The organism is Rhodococcus pseudokoreensis (assembly GCF_017068395.1).
GTDB classification, from domain to species: domain Bacteria; phylum Actinomycetota; class Actinomycetes; order Mycobacteriales; family Mycobacteriaceae; genus Rhodococcus_F; species Rhodococcus_F pseudokoreensis.
On the sequence record NZ_CP070619.1, the window covers coordinates 2,482,165 to 2,499,444 of the forward strand.

Below are 17,280 nucleotides of genomic sequence, written 5' to 3' on the forward strand. Positions count from 1 at the left end.
CAACCAGGACGGACGCACTCTTTCGAGTATCCGCCCGCGCGGCGTTCCGGGTCCAGGGCACTGCGGGTCCAATGCCGCCGATGGATACTGGGCCTCATGACCGAGCGCGTCGACACACCCGGCATCGATCCCGCGGACTTCCGCGTCCACGTGGTGGCGCAGGCCATCCGGCTGTTCTCCGAGAACGGGTACGAGGCGACGACCGTCGAGCAGATCGCGTCGGCCGCCGGGGTGTCCCGGCGGACGTTCTTCCGCCAGTTCCGCTCCAAGGAGGACGTGATCTTCGCCGATCACGAATCACTGTTGCAGCAGGCAGAGGCCTATCTGTCCACGGAAACCGACGACCCGTGGGCGGCGGTCTGCAGGACGGCGGGCCTGGTCTTCGACAGGTTCCGGGAGAACCGGGAACTGTCGGTTCGCCGGTATCAGGTGGTCCAGCGATCTCCCGCACTCCGCGACCGGGAGATCGTCACCGGCTTCCGCTACGAGCGGTTGTTCGTCGATTACCTGCGCGACGTCGTGCCCACGCAACCTGTCCTGAAGGTGATCGGATTCGCGGCCGCTGTCACCGCGTGCCACAACTTTCTGCTCCGGAACATGATCAAGGGCGACGCGGACGCCACCGCGGAGGAACTGGAGCGGGCCCTGCTCGACGTGCGCCGGACGTTCGGCGTGGCCCCGGGGGCATCGACGCAGGAAGAGGACGCCGTGCTGGTGGTCTCGTATCCGCCGGGGACTCCCGTGGAGGAGATCACCGGGCGCATCCGGACGCAGTTGTCGCGGCGCCGGGGCTGAGCGGCCGAGAGTGACGACTCCCACCCTTGACTGGCACTCAGTGCCGTGGTTGACTGCACGGTAGTGGCAGTAGTTTGCCGACCAAGAACGTTGCGGCCCGCCTGAACGGAAATGAACCTGGCACGGAGTGCCGCTCAGACTCGGTGCCGTCGAGACTCAACAAGGAGCGCCCCCATGGCCGGAAATCCGGACTTCGATCTGTTCAAGCTCGCCGAAGAGCACGACGAACTGCGGTCCGCGATCCGCGCGCTCTCCGAGAAGGAGATCGCACCCTACGCGAAGGAAGTCGACGAGGATTCACGCTTCCCCGAAGAGGCGCTGCAGGCCCTCGTGAACTCCGGCTTCAACGCCATCCACGTCCCCGAGCAGTACGACGGGCAGGGCGCCGACTCCGTCGCCACCTGCATCGTCATCGAAGAGGTCGCCCGCGTCTGCGGCTCCTCCTCCCTGATCCCCGCCGTCAACAAGCTCGGCACCATGGGCCTGATCCTCAACGGCTCCGAGGAACTCAAGCAGCAGGTCCTGCCGCAGCTCGCGTCCGGCGAGGCGATGGCATCGTACGCGCTGTCCGAGCGCGAAGCCGGTTCCGACGCCGCGAGCATGCGCACCCGTGCCAAGGCCGACGGCGACGACTGGATCCTCAACGGGTCCAAGTGCTGGATCACCAACGGCGGCAAGTCCAGCTGGTACACCGTCATGGCCGTCACCGACGCCGACAAGGGCGCCAACGGCATCTCCGCGTTCATGGTCCACAAGGACGACGAAGGATTCGTCGTCGGACCGAAGGAGAAGAAGCTCGGCATCAAGGGTTCGCCCACCGCCGAGCTGTACTTCGAGAACTGCAAGATCCCCGGCGACCGCATCATCGGCGAGCCCGGCACCGGTTTCAAGACGGCGCTGCAGACCCTCGACCACACCCGTCCCACCATCGGCGCGCAGGCAGTCGGCCTCGCACAGGGCGCCCTCGACGCCGCCCTCGACTACACCAAGGACCGCAAGCAGTTCGGCAAGTCGATCAGCGACTTCCAGGCCGTGCAGTTCATGCTCGCCGACATGGCGATGAAGGTCGAGGCCGCGCGTCTCATGGTCTACACCTCCGCGGCACGCGCCGAGCGCGGCGAGAAGAACCTCGGTTTCATCTCCGCGGCAGCCAAGTGCTTCGCCTCCGACGTCGCCATGGAGGTCACCACCGACGCCGTCCAGCTGTTCGGTGGCGCCGGCTACACCACGGACTTCCCTGTCGAGCGGATGATGCGTGATGCGAAGATCACACAGATCTACGAAGGCACCAACCAGATCCAGCGCGTCGTGATGTCGCGTGCGCTGTTGAAGTAGGCGGCTACGCCGCCCGTGCGTGGTTGACGAGTCCCTGGACTCGTTAACCACGCACGGCTACGTGAGGAGAATTTGTGGAACTAGTAGGCGTGATCGGCGGCGGCACCATGGGTGCCGGCATCGCCGAGGTATGCATCAAGGCCGGCAGCTCGGTTCTCATCCTCGAGACGAAGCCGGAGTTCGCCGAGGCCGCACAGGCCCGGATCGAGAAGTCCCTCGCCCGCGGGGTCAAGGCAGGCAAGCTCGACCAGGAGGCCGCGGACGCCGCGCTCGCCCGCGTGCGGGTAACCCTGGACATCGACGACTTCGCCGACCGCGACCTCGTCATCGAGGCGGCGCCGGAGATCGAGTCCCTCAAGGTCGACATTTTCCAGAAGCTCGACAAGGTCGTGAAGCCGTCCGGCATCCTCGCGTCCAACACGTCGTCCATTCCGCTGATCAAGATGGCCAACGCCACGCAGCGTCCCGGGCAGGTCGTGGGTGTCCACTTCTTCAACCCGGTGCCGGTGATGCCGCTGGTGGAGATCGTGGTCAGCCTCGTCACGTCGGAGGAGACCGTTACCGCGGTCACCGACTACGCGAAGAACACGCTGCGCAAGAAGACGGTGCGGGCCGGTGACCGTGCGGGCTTCATCGTGAACGCGCTGCTCATCCCTTACCTCACGTCGGCGGTCCGGATGCTCGAGTCGGGTTACGCCACCGCCGAGGACATCGACGAGGCCATGAAGGGCGGCTGCGGGTACCCGATGGGTCCGCTGACGCTGATCGACACCGTCGGTCTCGACATCACGCTCGCCGCCGCGGAGTCGCTGTACGCGGAGTTCGCCGAGCCGCACTACGCTCCCCCGACGCTGCTCAAGCGCAAGGTGGATGCCGGGCACCTCGGCAAGAAGAGCGGCAAGGGCTTCTACGACTACAGCTGATCACGTCCGTCCGGGAGCCCGTCGCGTTGTCGCGGCGGGCTTTCGCCGTTCGCGACGGCGTATCCCATGTAGGAGATGGCCGTGCTCCGGATCTGCCCGAAGTCGAGGCGGCGGCTCAACTCCCCGTAGCTGAGCCGGGTCCCGCCCGCCCGCGCGAGGTCGAGGAGCCGGAGGGGATTCTTCGACCGCGGCCCGAGCCCGACGATCTCGCCGAGCCGCAAGTCGCGACGCTCGAGAAGCGCCGTCAGCTCCGCGGGACGGATGCACATCGACCAGTCGTGGATGGGGGTGTCGAACATCCGGGTCATCCGCCATTCCTGCATGATCTTGATGGCGACGAGCTTGCTGACGAACGTGCGGTTGATGGTGTCGAACAGGTACAGGCCCCCGGGTTTCAGTACGCGGGACGTCTCGGCGATCACCTGGTCGAGATCCGACACGTGCTCGAGGACGTCGCAGCAGTAGACGACGTCGAACGTGGAGTCCGGCACGGGGAGTCGCTCGCCCGACCCGATGCGGTACTCGATGTCCAGTTCCGCGCGGTCGGCGTGACGGCGCGCGGTGTCGATCGACACCGGGGACGGATCGATGCCCGTCACGCGGAACCCGATGCGGGTGAACTCCTCCGCGAGGAACCCGCCACCGGAACCGACGTCGAGGGCACGCAGGCCGCGATAGTCACGACCGATCGTCGCGCCGAGCACCGTGCGGAAGTAGGCGAATCGTCCCGGCGTCAGGCTTCCGTGCAGCAGGTTGAGCGGGTTGTCCTCCTCCCACCACGACTCCCCCACCCGGTTGTAGACGTCATTGTCGATGACCAAGCCGACCACCCCTTCTCTGCCGAGCGCACAGCGACGACTCCCAGCGTCTACGTAGATCTCATACTCTCTGCCACTGGTGTGGCGGGCGTGGGAGATGTACGTGTGTCACGGCTACCCGCATCACCGTGCGATGGTGCGGGTTTGACCGTGTCCCACACCGACGCTTGAGGTGCGGGAACATGCTGTTTCGGAGTCACCCCCACCCGCGGTGTCGTGGTGGGCATGCTGTGGCGGACCCGGCGGTGCCGCGGCCTGCTCGGGGTCGGGCTGGTCTTGTCCCGGGACTTGCGGACCGGTGCGTGCTCGGCGACCCGGATCGCGGGCAACTGCCCACGCCGGCGGGTGGCCTTGCTTCTGCCGAGCAGTGCCCGTTTGGCGAGGTTCACCCCGGCAATCTGGTCGCGGTTGCCGCCGACCCGGCAGCCCGAACACCACGCGGTGTGATAGCCGCCGGGACGGGCAAGCGGTTCATCGCACCCCGGACACAATGCGGACGATCCTCGGGCCGGCACCGACACCACCGCGATACCCGCACCGGCGGCGGTGTGCGCGAGGGCGGCGACGGCCTGGCGGCGGGCTGATTGCGCGGCCCGATTGTTGTTGACCCGACCGTGCCCGCGGGTCTCGAGGGTCGTGAGATCCTCCACCGCGATCACCTGCACGCCCGCCGCCTCGGCGTAGTCGGTGACCTGGCGGGCGAAATGGAATCCCAGCTCTCGGTTGATCCTCCCCCGCTTGACGCCCACCGCGGTGCGATGCTCGTCCAGGACGGCGATCTTCGCCTCCAGCCGGGCGCGAACCTCGGGAGGGGCGTTGGCGGCCAGCTTCTCCAACCGGGCGGCCTTGCGGTGCAGCATCTGCCCCTCGCTCTGCAGGCGTGCCAGTTTGGTCCCGAGGCCGCGGTCGTCGTAGGTGAAGCCCCGGTAATCCGAGGACAGCCCGTTCGAGTTCTCGGTGGTGATGGCGGCGGCACCCAGCGTGGATGGGGACCAATCCACTCCGACCGCGACGGTGGCCGATCCCAGGTCACCGGCGGGGACGAGTTCGGTCGCCGCGCACCGCCACAACAGGCCTTTCCGGTCGAGGACGAGGGTCGGCAGATGCCAGTCGATGACCACCCTGCCGTGCAGGTGCTCGGGGATCGCGGCGGTCAGCCGGACCCGCCGCCACTGCGCCCGCCCCGCCGGGGCCGGGCAGGTCGGCAACTTCACCGTCAACACCAGCTCACGGCCTGTGACGGTGATCTGTGCGAGCTGTTGATCGGCGGCGGAGAGTCGGGCCATCGCCGCGACCTGCGGTGGTCCCTGGACGTCGGTGATCCGCAACCGCGCCGACGGCGCCTCGTCGGTGCGGCGAGAGCGTGCGATGAGCTGGCGCCGCACGCCCCGAGCGAAACCGGGCGGCACCCATTCGCCCGGTCCGGTCGGCGGCGCCAGAGTGCCGGTGGCCAGGTCGAACCGCTCAGACAACGCCGTGATCGCCGCATCACGGTATGTCAAGGTCCGCAGGGACGCCATCACCTGCGCCGTCACCACCCGGGTCACCCGCGAGGGCACGTAGACCCCATCCGGATAGATCGGGTTCCAGCCGAGGCGGGACGCGGCGACATGCCCCTGCACTGGCAGCCTGCGGTCCTGGTGGTCCCGTCCGGCTGCGAGCACGTCGAACATCGCCGGCTGCCACAGCCTCGACACCAACTCGGTGCCAGCCGCGGCGATCAAGTTCAGCAGCCACCCCACCCGAATGTCGACGTCGTCGAGTCCGATCGGTTCGCCGGTCGCGTCGTCGACCGCCATATGGGCGCGGGTAGTGAACGCGAACTGCCGCGGCGTCGTGGAGATCCCGTCGTTGTTGCCGTGTCGACCACAGCGCCCCGAGAACGAGCCGCAAAACGATGCCGGCACCACCGTGACGTCATCCATCAACCCTCCAACCAGCAAATGTGACACCCCCCTCTCGTAAGACCTCGACTGTAACGCCGACCTCTGACAATCACCGCCCGAAGCAGCCCACGGACGAACCGGCCCAATCGATCCCGCACCACCGTGAACCGGCCCTCGGCCGCGCCGCCGAGCATCCGGCCCAACCCCGCCCGCCGCCCCCGCGGACTCGGGGCCCCGATCCATGCCTACCCCACTGCACCTCACCAGTAGCGCTGTCCCGCACCATCTTTTCCCGAGCGGCCATCGACGTCCCATTGTCCCCTCGAACCCCACACCCGGCAAGACACTGCCTCCACCCCCTCTCCGGCGTCGCTCCCGCACACTCCCCTCCGGGCCTACCCAGAAAGGAGCGAGGCCCGCGCGGTCAATGATTCGGTGACCCGAACCGACACGCCCAGAAGGCCACCGGCCCCACGCCGCCGTATTGCACACCGCAACCACCGACATCCCAAGCATTCCGCGGCCTCACCAATTCACACAGGCAGACAATGTCAGAGCCTATTAACTAGTGTTAGACATATCGGCAACAGTTGACAGCCTTCTCCTGCGCGTCGGTCACTTCAAGGCCGACACCCGTACGCGATGCTCGGAGGATGACTTTCCGGATCTCGCACGTGTGCCTGCTGCTGGGTGGGTTCGTCGCGGGAATTGCGTTGACGTCCACCGGGTCCGGTGGGTTCGTGTTCGTCGTGGGCCGCGAGGTCCCGGACGTGTCGTATCTCGATCCCGCCGCAGGCGCCACCCTCGCCGCGGTGGTCGCCGTCCTGGTGACGGTGCTGGTTCGCGCCCGCCGGGGCCTGTCGGCGCTGTCGTTCGCCGGCCTGGCACTGCTGGGTGTCGCCCGTTCGACCGGGCCGTGGGACGTCGACATGTACCTCGGCGGCGTCGCTGCGGGACTTCTCCTCGGCGGTCTCGTCGGACTGTGCACCACCGCAGACCTCGCGTGGTTGCAGACCGCACTCGCGACGGGTGTCCTCGTCGGGATCCTCCTCGACGGACCGATCGAGCACCTCCGGACATCCTTTCCCCGGCGCTACGCGGACTACCTTCCCGGACCCACCGTCGATGCGGCGGCGCTGGCCGTCCTCGCGCTCACGGCCGTGGTTCTGGCCGTGGCGTTGCGGTCCGGCGACTTCGGCGAGCGGGCGGATCTCGCGGTCAGCAGGCGCGCCGTCGTCGTGGGGATCGTGGTGCCGCTGGTCGGGCTGGTGCTGTGCTGGTGGTTCGTTCACCAGGCGTGGGACATCGGCTCCGACGGCGAAATGCGGGGCCGGTGGGTGTACGGGATCGTCCTCGTCGTGGTGGTGATCGCCGCCGCGCTGTGGCTGGAGGACCGCACCGGAATCGTGTTGCTCGCCGCGATGGCGCTCGTCGCCACGGGCGGCATCGGCAGGTCCGCATTCCCGGATTCGTGGCCGTGGCTGCTGGTGCCCGCGGCGCTGATCCTCGCGGGCGCTGCGCTCGGACGCCGTTTCCCGCGGCCGGTGTTCGGCATCGCGGCGCTCACGGTGGTGGCCGCGTCGGCAGTGTTCGAGCACCCGCCGTGGGACAACCTGCACCTCGGCGCGACGTGGCTGCTCCTTCCGCCGGCGGCGACGTACACATTCGCGTCGAGCCTGCCGTCGAGCGGACCGGTCACCGCGGCGTCGCTGGCGATCCCCGCCGCGCTCACCGTCCCCCTGGTCGCCGAGTACGGGTGGACGGCGTACACGCCGCTCACCGGATCGGAGATCCCGCCGTGGCCGGACTCGTGGGCGTGGACATCGACGGGAGTGTCCGTGGCCGGCGTGGTCGCGTGCGGCCTCACCGCCGCCTACCTCGGAAGACGCCGCACCTGACCAATATGCAGGATACATACGTTGTGCACCATGCATAGGCTGTGTATGGTGCACAAATTGTGTTCCGCAACGTCAAGGAGATTCGTGTGGACAGTCCGACGCCCGTCGTCCGCCCGGGCGGCCTCGTCGCCGTGCTGGCATTCACCGGCATCGTCGCCGCACTCATGCAGACCCTCGTGGTGCCGCTGATCGGTGACCTGCCCCGGCTCCTCGACACGACCGCCTCCAACGCGTCCTGGGTGATCACCGCGACGCTGCTCGCCGGCGCCGTCGCGACCCCGGTCACCGGACGTCTCGGCGACCTGTACGGCAAACGCCGCATGATGCTGATCTGCACCGTGCCGCTTGTCCTGGGCTCGGTGGTCTGCGCACTCGCGACGACCCTGGCCCCGATGGTGATCGGCCGGGGACTGCAGGGCGTCGGCGTAGGCCTGATCCCGCTGGGCATCAGCGCTCTGCGGGACCTGCTGCCGCCCGAGCGCCTGCACTCCTCCATCGCACTGATGAGCTCGTCGATGGGGATCGGTGGCGCCCTCGGCCTGCCGCTCGCCGCCACGGTCGCCGAGAACGCCAGCTGGCGCGTGCTGTTCTGGGGCGCCGCCGGACTCAGCGCGGTGATCGCCGTGCTGCTCTGGTACTTCGTGCCCGCCACCCCGGTCCACGGCACCCGTGGCCGCTTCGATCCCGTCGGGGCGGTCGGGCTCGGCGTCGGACTGGTGTGCCTGCTGCTGGCCGTGTCCAAGGGCGCCGACTGGGGCTGGACGAGCGGCACCACCCTCGGCCTGTTCGCGGCCACCGTCATCGCGCTGATCGTGTGGGGCTGGTGGGAACTGCGCACTCCCGAACCCCTCGTCGACCTGCGGGTCATCGCGGGACGTCAGGTGCTGCTGACCAACGCCGCGTCCGTCGTCGTCGGCTTCGCGATGTACGCCCAGTCGCTGATCGTTCCGCAGCTGCTGCAGTTGCCCGCGTCGACGGGATACGGCCTCGGACAGTCGATGCTGGCAATGGGTCTGTGGATGGCCCCGTCAGGCCTGATGATGATGGCGGTGTCCCCGTTCGGCGCCAAGCTGTCGTCCACCCGCGGACCCAAGGTCACGCTGCTCGTCGGCAGCCTCGTCATCGCCCTCGGCTACGGATCGTCCATGTTCCTGATGGGCTCGACGTGGGGTCTGGTGGTGGTGACCTGCATCTGCGGCGCGGGCGTCGGCCTCGCCTACGGCGCGATGCCCGCACTCGTGATGAGCGCCGTGCCGCAGTCCGCGACGGCGTCCGCGAACAGCGTCAACTCGCTGATGCGTTCGGTGGGCACGTCGGTGTCCGCGGCCGTCGTCGGCGTGGTCCTGGCGCAGATGAGCGTGCAGGTCGCGGGCCACAGCCTGCCCACCGAGGGCGGATTCCGGACCGGTCTGCTGATCGGGTGCGGTGTCGCGCTCGTCGCCGCGGCCATCACCCTGGCGATCCCCACCCGCCGTGCACCCTCGGTGGCGAACGCAGTTCCCACCGAACCGCTCGCGTCGTCGAAGGCGTAGCCGTCGACCCCTCTACTTGTGCAGGGCGTACCCGGCCACGGGGTTGCCGTTGACGTAGACGGTGCCCTCGTAGGTCCCGTCCGGCTTCGGGGTGATCCGGTCGGTGAGGAAATTCAGCCCGGACGGGCTGTAGTCGGTGACGAGGGAGCCGCCCGGTTCCGGGGTGGTCATGCCGAAGACGTAGGGGAAGAACACCCCGAAGTTGTCCATGACCCACCCGTGCCCGAACGTCTTTCCCTTCCAGATCAGGTCGGCACCGGGAAGGTTGGTCGTCCCCACATAGGTGCCGGCAGGCATCACGGGCAGCGGGAGCGGGACGGGCATGGGTGCCGGGATCGGATCCGCCGCGGCCGTCCCCGCGCCGACGAGAGACAGGCCGGCCACCGCGACGGCCCCGACTGCGACCTTGCGCTTGATGTCCATGAGTACTCCGTCTGTCGAGGTTCGTGGCGGACAGTGTCGCACGCGCGCGGCCGTCACAGGGCGAGTGTGGAGAAGATGCTGTCCGGATCGTTGCCGTAGTCCCACGGCGTCGCACACACGACGTCGAGTATGCCGAAGCCGGCGCCGGAATTCGCAACGAGCGCCGCACCGCGCGGATCGCGGCGCACCATGGGGAGGTGACCGAGACCGTTCTGCGCCTGAGCACCCGCCGGGGGCGGTGGGTCGTAGTCGCCACCGTGCTCGGCTCGAGTCTCGCGCTGCTGGACGGCACCGTGGTGAACATCGCCCTGCCGCACATCGGCGAGGACCTCGGCTCGGGTGTCGCCGGACTGCAGTGGATTCTCAGCGGATACACCCTGGCCCTGGCGTCGCTGATCCTGCTGGGCGGGGCGCTCGGGGATCGCTGGGGCAGGCGCCGCGTCTTCGTCTGGGGGACGGTGTGGTTCGCGGCGGCGTCACTGCTGTGCGGCATCGCACCCGACATCACCCTGCTCGTGATCGCGCGGATTCTGCAGGGCGTCGGGGCCGCGATGCTCACCCCTGGCAGTCTCGCGCTGATCTCGGCGTCGATCCACGAGGACGACCGGGGCGCCGCGATCGGACTGTGGTCGGGGCTCGGCGGGGTGGCGGGGGCTATCGGACCTCTGCTCGGCGGCTGGCTGGTGGAGGTGGCCGGCTGGCGGTCGGTGTTCCTGCTCAATCTTCCGCTCGCCGCGCTCGTCGTGTGGGCGTCGATGCGGCACGTCCCGGAGAGCCGGGACCCGCACCCGCCCGATCACCTCGACGTCCTCGGTTCGGCGTGCGCCGTGATCGGCCTGGGCGCGCTCACCTACGGCCTGATCGAAATGAACCTGATCGCCGGGGTGGTGGGCGCCGTCGTGCTGATCGCGTTCGTCGTCGTCGAAGTGCGCTCCCCGAACGCGCTGGTGCCGCCGAGCCTGTTCTCGTCGCGGATGTTCGTCGCGGCGAACCTGGTGACGCTCGCCGTGTACGCCGCGCTCGGCGGGGTCTTCTTCCTGCTGGTGCTGCAATTGCAGTTGGTGGCCGGGTACTCGCCGCTCGAAGCCGGGCTGGCCACCATCCCGATCACGCTGGCGATGCTCGCGTTCTCCTCCCGCGCAGGCAGCTACGCCCAGACCCACGGCCCGCGACTGCCGATGACCGTCGGTCCCACCCTCGCCGCGGTCGGCCTGCTGTTGATGACGCGGATCGGGCCGGACGCGAGCTATTGGACGGTCGTGCTCCCCGGCGTCGTCGTGTTCGGTCTCGGACTGTCCGCCATGGTCGCGCCGCTGACCGCGGCCGTGCTCGGATCGGTCCCGGTGGAACAGTCGGGCATCGCGTCCGGGGTGAACAACGCGGTCGCACGCACCAGCCAGTTGCTGGCGGTGGCCGCGCTCCCCGGGATCGCCGGCATCGACGCCGAAAGCATGCTCGACCCGGACAGTTTCTCGGACGGCTTCCGCATCGCGATGTTCATCTGCATCGCACTGCTCCTCGTCGGGGCGGCCATCGCCGCAGCCCTGATCCGGGCGCCCGCCGTGCCGGCGCCCACGCCACTCGGCCCCGTCCCGCTCGGTCCCGTACCGGAGTCCATCGCGTGCAAGCCGCATTGCGACGTCACCGGTCCCGCGGTGCAACCGGCCCTCGCGCGGCCGAGGCACACAGAGGGGTGACGCACCCGCCGGCACGCTTTCGTATCCTGGTCGGGTGGCGATTTCCGGTACCGACCCGTCGAGCGTCCGCGTCGACAGCTGGACGTGGGCGGTCCGGCTGTTCAAGACGCGTTCCGCAGCGGCGGCCGCGTGCAGGTCGGGGCACGTGCGGGTCAACGGCAGCACCGCAAAACCCGCACAGCCGGTCAAGGCCGGCGACGAGGTCCGCATCCGCGCGGCGGGTGTCGAACGGATCGTCGAGGTGATCCGGCCGATCACCAAGCGGGTGGGCGCGGTGGTGGCCGTCGAGTGCTACACCGACAACACACCACCACCCCCACCGCGCGAGGTCCTCGCGTCGATCCCGCAGCGCGACCGCGGCGCGGGCAGGCCCACCAAACGCGAACGCCGCGACATGGACCGGTTGCGCGGGCTGTGACCGCTCAGGCCGGGGTGTGGCTGAGGATGCGCAGCGCGGCAGGCACCGCCTCGATGGTGACCGGCAGCGGGCCGACGCGGTCGCCGTCCGCGTACGCCGTGATGCCGTCGCATTGCAGTCGCACCGTCCGCGAGCGGTAGGTCTGCACGTCGGGGAGTTCCACGTGGGTGCCCTTGTAGACGCGGGGGAACAGCCGGACCAGCCTCGACCTGCGGCCGTAGTCGACGACGGTGACGTCGAGCAGTCCGTCGGTCTTGTCCGCGTTCGGGCAGATCTGCATCCCGCCGCCGTAGGAGCGGCCGTTGCCGACGGCGACCAGCGTCGCGTCGACCTCGACGGTCTGGTCGTCGAGTTCGATGCGGTAGTGCAGCGGGCGGAGTCGCGTCAGTTCGGCGAGCATCGCCAGGTTGTACCGCATCGGTCCCTTCGGCCAGGACATCCGGTTGGCGCGGTCGGTGACGAGTGAATCGAACCCGCTCGCGACGATCGTGCCCGCCCACACGACCGCGCCGCCGTCGAGGGTGATCCGGGCGAGGTCGGATTCCTGCACCTCGCCGTCGGCGATGACATCGGCGGCCGCGACGGGATCGCCGACGGGGATGCCGAATTCGCGCGCATGGTCGTTGCCGGTGCCCGCCGGGATCAGGCCGACCGGTGTCCCGGACTGCGCCGCCGCCTGCAATCCGATGCTGATGGCGCCGTCTCCCCCGACGACGACGAGCGCGTCGGTGCCGTCGTCGATCGCCCGCCGGGCCAGCGTGCGCGCGTGATCGGCGTCCGTCCCGATGATTTCGGTGACGGCGACACCCCGTTCCCGCAGGCGCGCGACCCCCTTGCGTCCGGCGACCGGCGCGTGGCCGTGCCCGGCGAGCGGGTTGACGAGGACGGTGACCTTCTCGATCACCTGCTGCGTGCTCACGGAATCAGCTTGCCGGGGTTGAGGATTCCCGCGGGATCGACGGCGTCCTTGACCGCCCGCAGAATCGTGACGCCCAGGTCGCCGATCTCGTCCCGCATCCACGGGCGGTGGTCGACGCCGACCGCGTGGTGATGGGTGATGGTTCCGCCGGCGGCGACGATCGCGTCCCCGGCGGCGGTCTTGGCCTTCCGCCACTGCTCGATCGGGTCGTCCGCCTGCGCGGACACGACGGTGAAGTACAGCGAGGCGCCCGTCGGGTAGGTGTGCGAGATGTGGCAGAGGACGAGCGGCGGGGTGCCCTGCGCCGACAGCGATTCCGTGAGCGCGGTGGTCACCGCCGTGCGGAGTGCGGCGAGGTTGCCCCACGTGGTCGCGGTTTCCAGTGTCTCGCACAGCGCGCCCGCGTCGAGCAGTGAGTCGCGCAGGTACGGTGCGTCGAAACGGCCGTGCTCCCAGCCGTTTCCGGGCTCCTCCCCCAGGGACGTGCCGCCGTGCGCCTGCAGCACCGCGCGGGCCTCCGCCGTCCGTTCCGCGGTGTGCTCGGCGGTGCCCTCGAACGTGGTGATCGCCAGGCAGCCGCCGGTAACGGTCTCCTCGCCGATCTTGTCGGTGGTCGCCAGGTTCACCGCCGTCTCCGCCTCGTCGGACAGCCGCAGCACGGTCGGGACCGCACCTTCCTGCCGCAGCGCGCGCAGTGCGGCCGCGCCGGTCTCGAAGTCGGGGAAACGCCACCCCTCCCGGACGGTGGTGGCCGGGACCGCGTGCACCCGCACCCGCACCCGGGTGATGACGCCGAGCGTGCCCTCCGACCCGACGAACAGTTCGCCGAGGTCCGGGCCGGCCGCGGACGCCGGGGCACGCCCCGTGTCGAGGGTCCCGGTGGGGGTCACCACCCGCAGTCCCTGCACCATGTCCTCGAACCGCCCGTACCCCGCGGACGCCTGCCCCGACGACCGGGTGGCCGCGAAACCGCCGATGGTCGCGAACATGAAACTCTGCGGGAAGTGCCCGAGCGAGAAGCCGTGTGCGCCGAGCAGTTCCTCGGCGAGCGGGCCCGTCACGCCCGCTCCGAGCGTCGCGATGCCGGAGTCGGTGTCGAGGTCGATCAGCGCGTCGAACCGGCGCAGATCCAGCGAGACGACGGCGTCGAATCGGTCGCGAACCGGGTCGAGTCCGCCGACGACGCTGGTGCCGCCGCCGAACGGGACCACGGCGATGCCGTTGGCGGCGCAGTACCGGAGCACGTCGGCGACCTCGGCGTCGGTGCCGGGGGTGACGACGGCGTCGGGCGCGTTCTGCGGTGCGGTGCTGCGGCGCCGCAGCAGGTCGAGCGTGCTCTTGCCGCCGGAACGCAGCAACCGGTCGGCATGCGTGGTGCTGGCGAACCGCTCTCCGACGATGCCCGCGAGCGCGGCGAGGTGCTGGCCGGACAGTGCGCTCGGAGCGAGGACGACGTCGTCGGCCGCCCGGTCGGAGGGTTCCCGGATGGTGACGCCGAGTGCCTGCTGCAGCAGTCCCTTGATGCCGTCCGAGAGGACCTTGTGCTTCTCAGGCGCGCCCCAGGCGTCCCACTGCATCGGGGGTGCCGTCAGGACGGCGTGATCTTCCGAACGCTCATTGCTCATGCGTTATAGTGTTACACATCATGTAAGAGTGTAACTAGCCCTTCGGGCGATCGCCCCGCTCCCGCCACACTTGCCGGATCGGCCGCAGCACCAGCCCCATCTGCTTCCGCGTCTTCCCCCGCGTCACCAGAACCCCGGTGATCGCCACGATCCACACGGGGTACTGCACGAGCCAGGCCACCCGGAAACTGTCGAACGAGTACCCGCCCATCGCGTCGAGGATGAGCCCCATCGCCTGGATGACCAGCAACGACGCCAGGAAGCCGCCGATGTTGACCATTCCCTGCGCGGTTCCCATGCTGGTGCTGGGGTTGAACATGCGGGCGTAGTCGAAGCCGATCATCGAACCGGGGCCGCCCACCGAGATCACCATCACCAGAAGCGCCAGCAACCAGATCGGCGCCGGACCGGGCAGTGCCAGCACGACGGTCCACATCGCCGCGTTGCTGATCATGATCGCCAGCACCAGATACGAGCGGCGCATCGGGAACCGGCCGCTGAGGATGCCGATGATCGGCCCGGCCACGATCGCCGAGATCACCGACAGCGTGAGCAGCGAACCGGCCTCGGCCGCCGACAATCCCTGCGCCGACCTCAGATACGGCACACCCCACAGCAGGGCGAACGTCGTCATCGAGAACTGCGTGCCCATGTGGGTGAAGAAGCCCAGCCGGGTGCCGTGCCGCCGCCACACCGCACGGATCTGCGTCCCCACCTCCCGCAGTCCGGCAGGTGCGGCCACCACCTCGAGACCGGGCGGGGCGTTGCGGATGACGGACACGGCCAGCACGAAGGACAGCAACCCGAGCGACGCCGCACTGCCGTACGCGAAACTCCAGCCCGGCCCGTTCAGCAGCAGCATCAACGGCAGCGCCGACAGGATCTGACCGATCTGACCGAAGATGCCCGTCAGCTGAGACATGAGCGGGACCCGCCGCGGCGCGAACCATTGCGGCACCAGGCGCAGCACGGAGATGAACGTCATCGCGTCGCCGATGCCGACGAACACGCGCGCGGCGACGGCCAGCGGCAGCGATTCGGTGAGCGCAAGCACCATCTGCGCCGACGCCATGATGAGCGCGCCGGCGGCGATCATGACCCGCGACCCGTACCGGTCGAGGAGCACACCGGCCGGGATCTGCATCCCCGCGTACACCACGATCTGGAGTACGACGAAACTCGACAGCACACTCGGACTGATCGAGAATCGCTCCGACGCCGCGAGCCCCGACACACCGAACGAGGTTCGATGCAGGACGGCGACGATATATGCGACAACCCCGACGCCCCACACCAACCACACTCTGCTCATCGCAGATCAAACTACCCGCCAGCAGGTATTACCCGCTGGTTGAAGTCACTCGCGGCCCAGCGACACCCACGTCGGGTCGGCCGTGCGCTCGCCGACGGTGAGGTCCGCGAGCAGGTCCAGGCGGGCGATCTGCCCCTCGGTCAGGGTGAGCGCGACCGCACCTGCGTTTTCCGTCACACGGGCCGCGAACCGGGTGCCGGGAATCGACACGGACGGCAACCCGAACTCGCGGCCCTTCGCGTCCAGCCACGCCAGCGACACCTGCGCGGGCGTCGCGCCGAGTTCGGCGGCCACCTCGCGGACGACGTCGAGCACCTTCAGGTTGGACGGGAGCGCGTCGTCCCCGAAACGCGGGAACCGGCGACGCAGATCCCTGTCGCCCAGCACGGCCGGGTCGTACGTTCCGGTGAGGAAGCCCCGGCCCACGGGCGAGTACGGCACGAAGCCGATGCCCAGCTCCGCCGCCGCGGGAACCACGTGCTTCTCGACGTCCCGACTCCAGATGCTCCACTCGCTCTGGATCGCGGCGATGGGATGCACCCGCGACGCGCGGCGGAGTTCGTCGCCGGTCGCCTCCGACAGTCCGATGTGGCGGACCTTCCCGGCCTTCACCTGTTCCGCGATCGCGCCGACGGTGTCCTCGATGGGCACCTCGGGGTCGACACGGTGCAGGTAGTACAGGTCGACGGTGTCGACACCGAGGCGGCTCAGCGATTCGTCGAGGGCCTGCCCCACGTACTCGGGTTTGCCGTTGATGCTGCGCTGGCCGTTCGCGATGTTGCCGACGAGACCGAACTTGGTGGCCAGCTGCACCTCGTCGCGGCGTTCCTTCAGCACCGTGCCCACCGCGATCTCGCTCGCGCCGTCGCCGTACACGTTGGCAGTGTCGATGAACGTCACGCCGATGTCGATGGCGTGGTGGAGGGTCGCGAGCGCCTCCGCGGGATCGACGGACCCGTACACGGGGGCGACGGACATGGCGCCGTAGCCCTGCGCGCTGACGGTGAGGCCTTCGGACAACTGCACGGTGGGGATGTTGGTCATGCGCCCCATCCTTCCCGAGCACCCCGACAGGTGCATCGTTTGGAATCGCGCTGATCGTGACCCGGCTGCCTCTACCCTGAAGGCATGGCCTTCGACTGGTTCGAACTCGCCCGCATCGCCCACCGCGAGTTCGGTGCACGGGTCGCCGCGATCACCGACTGGTCGGCGCCGACACCGGACCGCGAATGGGACGTCACCCACCTGGTGCGGCACGTCATCGAGGAACAGCAGTGGGTTCCCCCGCTGCTCGCCGGGAAGACGGTCGGCGAGGCGACCCCGGACATCGAACCGCTGCACGGCGACATGCGGGCCGAATGGCAGCGGTATTCCGACGCGGCCATCCGCGCATGGTCGTCGACCGACCCGCAGACGCACGTCCACCTGTCCTACGGCACGGTGCCGCTCGAGCCGTACCTGCGGCAGCAGATCGCCGACGTCACCATCCACGCCTGGGACCTCGCCAAGGCCACCGGATCCGACGACACGCTCGACCCGCACCTCGTCGCCGGCGTCTGGTCGGACCTCGACGGCCAACGCGAGATGCTGTCCGAGAGCGGGCTGTTCGCCGACCCCGTCGACGTCCCCGGCGACGCGCCGCTGCAGGACCGCCTGATCGCCCTGACCGGTCGCGATCCCCGGCAACGCATTTAACCAA

At 69.2% G+C, this 17,280-nt stretch carries 16 protein-coding genes; 8 read left to right on the plus strand and 8 right to left on the minus strand.

Annotated features, from left to right (window positions below):
- Positions 1-96: 96 nt before the first annotated feature.
- The 3 genes from JWS13_RS16515 to JWS13_RS16525 all read left to right on the plus strand — a co-directional run bounded on the left by JWS13_RS16515 (position 97) and on the right by JWS13_RS16525 (position 3,053).
- Positions 97-795 (plus strand): TetR family transcriptional regulator, encoded by a 699-nt coding sequence (locus JWS13_RS16515; protein ID WP_206006609.1) that lies wholly within the window; start codon positions 97-99, stop codon positions 793-795.
- A 174-nt stretch (positions 796-969) separates the two neighbouring features.
- Positions 970-2,130, plus strand: coding sequence for an acyl-CoA dehydrogenase (locus JWS13_RS16520; RefSeq protein WP_206006610.1), 1,161 nt, complete (start codon positions 970-972; stop codon positions 2,128-2,130).
- Positions 2,131-2,204: 74 nt separating this feature from the next.
- Positions 2,205-3,053: a 3-hydroxybutyryl-CoA dehydrogenase gene (locus JWS13_RS16525; protein WP_072944635.1), complete on the plus strand. Its 849-nt coding sequence runs from the start codon at positions 2,205-2,207 to the stop codon at positions 3,051-3,053.
- On the opposite strand, the gene ubiG is transcribed toward JWS13_RS16525, so the two are convergent.
- Entirely contained in the window at positions 3,044-3,883 is an 840-nt protein-coding gene (ubiG, locus tag JWS13_RS16530; RefSeq protein WP_206006611.1) for a bifunctional 2-polyprenyl-6-hydroxyphenol methylase/3-demethylubiquinol 3-O-methyltransferase UbiG, read from the minus strand. The genes JWS13_RS16525 and ubiG overlap by 10 nt on opposite strands.
- 38 nt (positions 3,884-3,921) lie before the next feature.
- Positions 3,922-5,670 (minus strand): zinc ribbon domain-containing protein, encoded by a 1,749-nt coding sequence (locus JWS13_RS16535; protein WP_206011630.1) that lies wholly within the window; start codon positions 5,668-5,670, stop codon positions 3,922-3,924.
- A gap of 740 nt (positions 5,671-6,410) precedes the next feature.
- Here JWS13_RS16535 and JWS13_RS16540 point away from each other — a divergent pair.
- Complete coding sequence (locus JWS13_RS16540) at positions 6,411-7,655, plus strand: hypothetical protein (protein WP_206006612.1); 1,245 nt, start codon at positions 6,411-6,413, stop codon at positions 7,653-7,655.
- An 86-nt stretch (positions 7,656-7,741) separates the two neighbouring features.
- Positions 7,742-9,187, plus strand: a complete 1,446-nt coding sequence (locus tag JWS13_RS16545) for an MFS transporter (protein ID WP_206006613.1) — start codon at positions 7,742-7,744, stop codon at positions 9,185-9,187.
- A gap of 12 nt (positions 9,188-9,199) precedes the next feature.
- On the opposite strand, the gene JWS13_RS16550 is transcribed toward JWS13_RS16545, so the two are convergent.
- Together JWS13_RS16550 and JWS13_RS16555 are read right to left on the minus strand one after the other, a co-directional pair.
- Complete coding sequence (locus JWS13_RS16550; protein ID WP_124395052.1) at positions 9,200-9,610, minus strand: hypothetical protein; 411 nt, start codon at positions 9,608-9,610, stop codon at positions 9,200-9,202.
- 53 nt (positions 9,611-9,663) lie between these two features.
- Positions 9,664-9,801, minus strand: coding sequence for a hypothetical protein (locus JWS13_RS16555; RefSeq protein ID WP_206006614.1), 138 nt, complete (start codon positions 9,799-9,801; stop codon positions 9,664-9,666).
- A 6-nt stretch (positions 9,802-9,807) separates the two neighbouring features.
- On the opposite strand from JWS13_RS16555, the gene JWS13_RS16560 reads away from it, so the two are divergent.
- Positions 9,808-11,307, plus strand: a complete 1,500-nt coding sequence (locus JWS13_RS16560) for an MFS transporter (protein ID WP_206006615.1) — start codon at positions 9,808-9,810, stop codon at positions 11,305-11,307.
- Positions 11,308-11,341: 34 nt separating this feature from the next.
- Positions 11,342-11,725: an RNA-binding S4 domain-containing protein gene (locus tag JWS13_RS16565; protein ID WP_087556835.1), complete on the plus strand. Its 384-nt coding sequence runs from the start codon at positions 11,342-11,344 to the stop codon at positions 11,723-11,725.
- A 4-nt stretch (positions 11,726-11,729) separates the two neighbouring features.
- Here the strand turns inward: JWS13_RS16565 and JWS13_RS16570 are convergent, their stop codons facing one another.
- From JWS13_RS16570 to JWS13_RS16585, 4 genes are all read right to left on the minus strand, one after another.
- Entirely contained in the window at positions 11,730-12,644 is a 915-nt protein-coding gene (locus tag JWS13_RS16570) for a diacylglycerol kinase (protein WP_206006616.1), read from the minus strand.
- Entirely contained in the window at positions 12,641-14,221 is a 1,581-nt protein-coding gene (locus tag JWS13_RS16575; RefSeq protein WP_206011631.1) for an FAD-binding oxidoreductase, read from the minus strand. Before JWS13_RS16575 ends, JWS13_RS16570 begins: the two co-directional genes overlap by 4 nt.
- A gap of 82 nt (positions 14,222-14,303) precedes the next feature.
- Positions 14,304-15,581, minus strand: coding sequence for an MFS transporter (locus tag JWS13_RS16580; RefSeq protein ID WP_124395048.1), 1,278 nt, complete (start codon positions 15,579-15,581; stop codon positions 14,304-14,306).
- A 45-nt stretch (positions 15,582-15,626) separates the two neighbouring features.
- On the minus strand, positions 15,627-16,625 hold the full coding sequence (locus JWS13_RS16585) for an aldo/keto reductase (protein WP_206006617.1): 999 nt from the start codon (positions 16,623-16,625) through the stop codon (positions 15,627-15,629).
- 84 nt (positions 16,626-16,709) lie between these two features.
- On the opposite strand from JWS13_RS16585, the gene JWS13_RS16590 reads away from it, so the two are divergent.
- Entirely contained in the window at positions 16,710-17,276 is a 567-nt protein-coding gene (locus JWS13_RS16590; protein ID WP_124395046.1) for a TIGR03086 family metal-binding protein, read from the plus strand.
- Positions 17,277-17,280: the final 4 nt, after the last annotated feature.